Source organism: Candidatus Limimorpha sp., assembly GCF_056203535.1.
Genome location: NZ_JBADWU010000088.1, coordinates 1 through 3,907, shown reverse-complemented (window position 1 = coordinate 3,907; position 3,907 = coordinate 1). Strand labels below are relative to the sequence as shown.

Below are 3,907 nucleotides of genomic sequence, written 5' to 3'. Positions count from 1 at the left end.
CGACCTGACCATGTGGGACGACATCTATTCGCCCGAAGATGTGAAGATTTACATTGAGCCTACGGGAATGCTCACCATGGACGGCTGCACTTTCGACAAGCTGCCCGAAACCGACAGGGGCATGTGGCAAGGCGTGCAGGTATGGGGCAATTTTAACGAGAACCAGATGCCCGAACATGGCAAATACAAGCAAGGTGTGCTTGTGATGAAAAACGACGCAACCATCCAGAACTCCCGCTGTGCCGTAGAATTGTGGCATCCCGGCGACTGGAATTCGATGGGCGGCATCATTCATGCCACCAACGCGCATTTCATCAATAATACGAAAGCCGTTCATGCCTTGAATTACGATAATAAAGTGAACGGCATGAGCCGCGACTACCTTGCCCAGTTCAGGAATTGCGAGTTCAGCGTGGGCGATGGCTACATCGGCAGCCCCGATGCCTTGTTCTACAAGCATGTCGATCTGGCCAACGTGCGTGGCGTGAAGTTCTACGGCTGCGACTTCGGCCTGAAATGCGTAAACGCCAACATCTCCGACTGGACCGAGGGCATTGCCGCCTACAACGCCGGCTTCACCGTAAGCGGCTACACCCAAGGCGCAACCCACAAGCCCTCTACCTTCAATGGTTTCTTCAGAGGCGTGCAGGCATTGGAATCGGGAGAATCATTGGCACCTGCATTCACCGTCAAGAACTCTACATTTATTAACAACGACTATGGTATCTTTGGACGTGCCGCAAATGAGCCTGTCATTTTGAATAACACCTTTAGCATAGGGTTGGACAATTGGTACAGCTGCTCGGCTGCCATTCAGTTAGAAGGCATCGGCAATTTTGTTGTTGAAGGCAACAGCATCACGAAGGCACCTGATTGCACCAACGACAACTTCGGCATCATCATCAAGGATTCGCAAACCGAAGGCAACCAAGTGTATCTCAATGACTTTGACGGCCTCTATTGCGGCAACCTCGCTTGGGGAAACAACCACAAACATCTTGATTATTCTCAAGGCATCGAATATATTTGCAACTCAAACGCTGACAATGTCGTTGATTTTTATGTAAAATACGTTGATGAGAATACCGACATCCAGCAAAACCAAGGGAATCTTGTTACGGCTGCCCAAAACACCTTTAGCCCAAACAACGAAAGCAGCAATTTACTTTACAACTTCTATAATGGTGGTAACAACACGGTTCATTACTATGTTTATCAGTATAGTGGTGATGATGTTTATCCGCATATTGTCAATGGGTCGAAGGTTTTTGTCAATGAAAAATCATCTCAGGCCAACACTTGCCAACCTCACTATGGTGGCGGTGGCAATGCTCACAATGGTTCAAGCACACCTGTATTATCGACAGCCCAGAAGCAGCAGCGCCAGGCCGACTATGCCAATGCCTTGAACACCTACAATAGTGTGAAAAACGTTTACGACCGCTTGACCGATGGTGGCAGCACCAACAGCACCGTTGCCGACATCAGGTCGGCCATGCCGTCCGACATGTGGGAACTCCGCTCCAAGCTGTTGGGCAGTTCGCCCTACCTTTCGGAAGAAGTGCTGAAGGAAACCGCCGACCGCGATGATGTCTTCACCGAATCCATCCTTTTTGAGATTCTGGCTTCCAACCCCGATGAGTTGAGAAAGGGCGACATCATCAAGTATGTTGAAGACAAGGAGCACCCCTTGCCCGAATATATGGTTGACATTTTGCGTCAGCTTTCAACGGGAACGACTACCTACAAGACCGTGTTGCTGAACAGCATGGCAAGCAGTCGCCACGACTACCGCCAAGCCGCTGCCGACATGGTGCGCAGCATCATGGCCGACAGCATTGTCGATATGGCCGAACTCCGTGGCTGGTTGGCCAACATGAACGACCTGTCGGCCGACCACCAAATCATTTCCACCTATATGGCTGAAGGTGATTTCGGCACGGCCTTCTCGTTGGCCAACATGCTGCCTACGCTTTATGAATTTGATGCAACGGCCTTGGCCGAACATGATGACTACATGGAGCTGCTTGGCTTGTACCGCAACTTGCATAATGACGGACGCAGCACTTTGCAACTTACGGAAAGCGAGGCTGAAGATGTGGAAGACATTGCTGTCAATGGTACAGGACTGCCACAATACATGGCGCAGTCGTTGCTCGAAGCTACCAATGAACGTTATCATTTTGACGAATGTCCCGAATTGGATTTCCAGGCTCCCAGTAGAGGTGTTTTACCAGGCTATTCGCAGGAAGACCTAAGCCGAGCCATGGGCCTCTCGATTGCTGTCAAGCCCAACCCTGCCACAACTTGGGTTGCTCTCGACTTCACTTTGCCTGGCGATGCAAAAGTTGCAGCCATTGAAATCATTAACTCGCTTGGCGAAAAAGTCATGCAAAGCCAATTAAACGCTAATGTTGGCCAGAAGGTGCTTGATTTGCGAGAACTTGCAAATGGTGTCTATACCGTCACTGTTTTGTGTGGTGAGTACTATCTGACGGAAAAACTGATCGTAACGAAATAATATGTATTTTTGCGCTCTTGGCAGATCTGCCAAGAGCGCTATTTAAATTTCATCGCCATGAAAGCAAAATTCATATTGATTTTATTGCTATTGCTCAATTCTGCAATGCTGCCAGCACAGATAAGGATCGATTGGCAGCAATGCTATGGCAGTATGGAAACTGACAACGCGTATGGCATTATTCAAAATTCAAGTGGTGGGTTCTATGTTGTCGGTAAAGTTGGAGAACAAAGTGGGATGGTTGATTGCAGTTATAATTCTTCCGTTCATAGTTGGCTTATTGAAATTGATGATATGGGTGAACTAATCGGAGAAGAATGTATCAACCATTTCGGAGCAAACTATCAAGGCCTAAAGCATGGGGAAAACAATTCTTTCTACCTTGTTGGATTAGGTGAAGTTCAATACATCCACAATGTGATTGAAGTGCGAAAATATGACTATAGCGGAAACCTGATATGGGCTGCCCAAGCCGGAGATTCATTAAAGAATTTTGTGACTACGGGATATTCCGCCACAACACCTGACGGAGGGGTAGTCGTTACCCACTTCACCCAATGGCCATGTGGCCCAGGCGGGGAATATTTCGGAATGGATGATGCATGGGTGGTGAAGATAAACAGCGAAGGGCAGCAGGAGTGGGAAACCACATTGGGAAGCGAAGGAGAAGAGTTGCCATTGACAATAATATGTGATTCGGATGGAAATCTTATAGTCTCAATAGTCGGATATCCTTTTGGTGAGGGTAATGTTGCAAGTTGCAACAGACCCTTATATGATGCCATAATTACAAAATTGAGTGCAGATGGCGAAATCATCTGGAGCCGCTGTTATGGTGGAAACGAAGAAGAAAGATGTTATTGTATTACTGAATTGTCTGATGGCTATCTGTTTGCTGGAGAGACGGAATCTGACGATGGTAACTTTGAGGGTGCAGGTTATCACTTGGGCTATCATAATGGAAATCAGTGGGCAGGCCGGACTGCTGATACCTGGCTGATGAAGACCGACTTTGAAGGCAACATTATTTGGAGCAAGTGCTATGGTGGTACAGGAGATGATTATCCTATAAAAGTATTTCAGAACGAAGACGGCGGCTTCACCGTGTTCGGAACCACCAAATCCTTGGACGGCGATGTGGTGAGTACTCATAATCTTCAGTATAATAATGAGCAAATGCAAAGTAAGATTTGGGTGTTTAGGACAGATGACCAAGGCAACCTGATATGGGAAAGAGCAATCGGTACTCAGAAAAGAGCTCCTGAAACTGTAGCTGACGTAATAAAGCATAATGATAAAGAATATACCATTGCTGCCACAGCATACCCAAATCATTTTGAAATGACAGGGGATTATTATTGCTCAAATGATACGATTATCCCATAT

At 47.1% G+C, this 3,907-nt stretch carries 2 protein-coding genes; both read left to right on the top strand.

Annotation, left to right across the window (positions count from 1 at the left end):
- Window positions 1-2,521, top strand: a 2,521-nt coding sequence (locus AC06MN_RS10320; protein ID WP_475672295.1) for a T9SS type A sorting domain-containing protein, incomplete at its 5' end; no start/stop codon positions are given.
- A gap of 294 nt (window positions 2,522-2,815) precedes the next feature.
- Window positions 2,816-3,907, top strand: a 1,092-nt coding sequence (locus AC06MN_RS10315) for a hypothetical protein (protein WP_475672294.1), incomplete at its 3' end; no start/stop codon positions are given.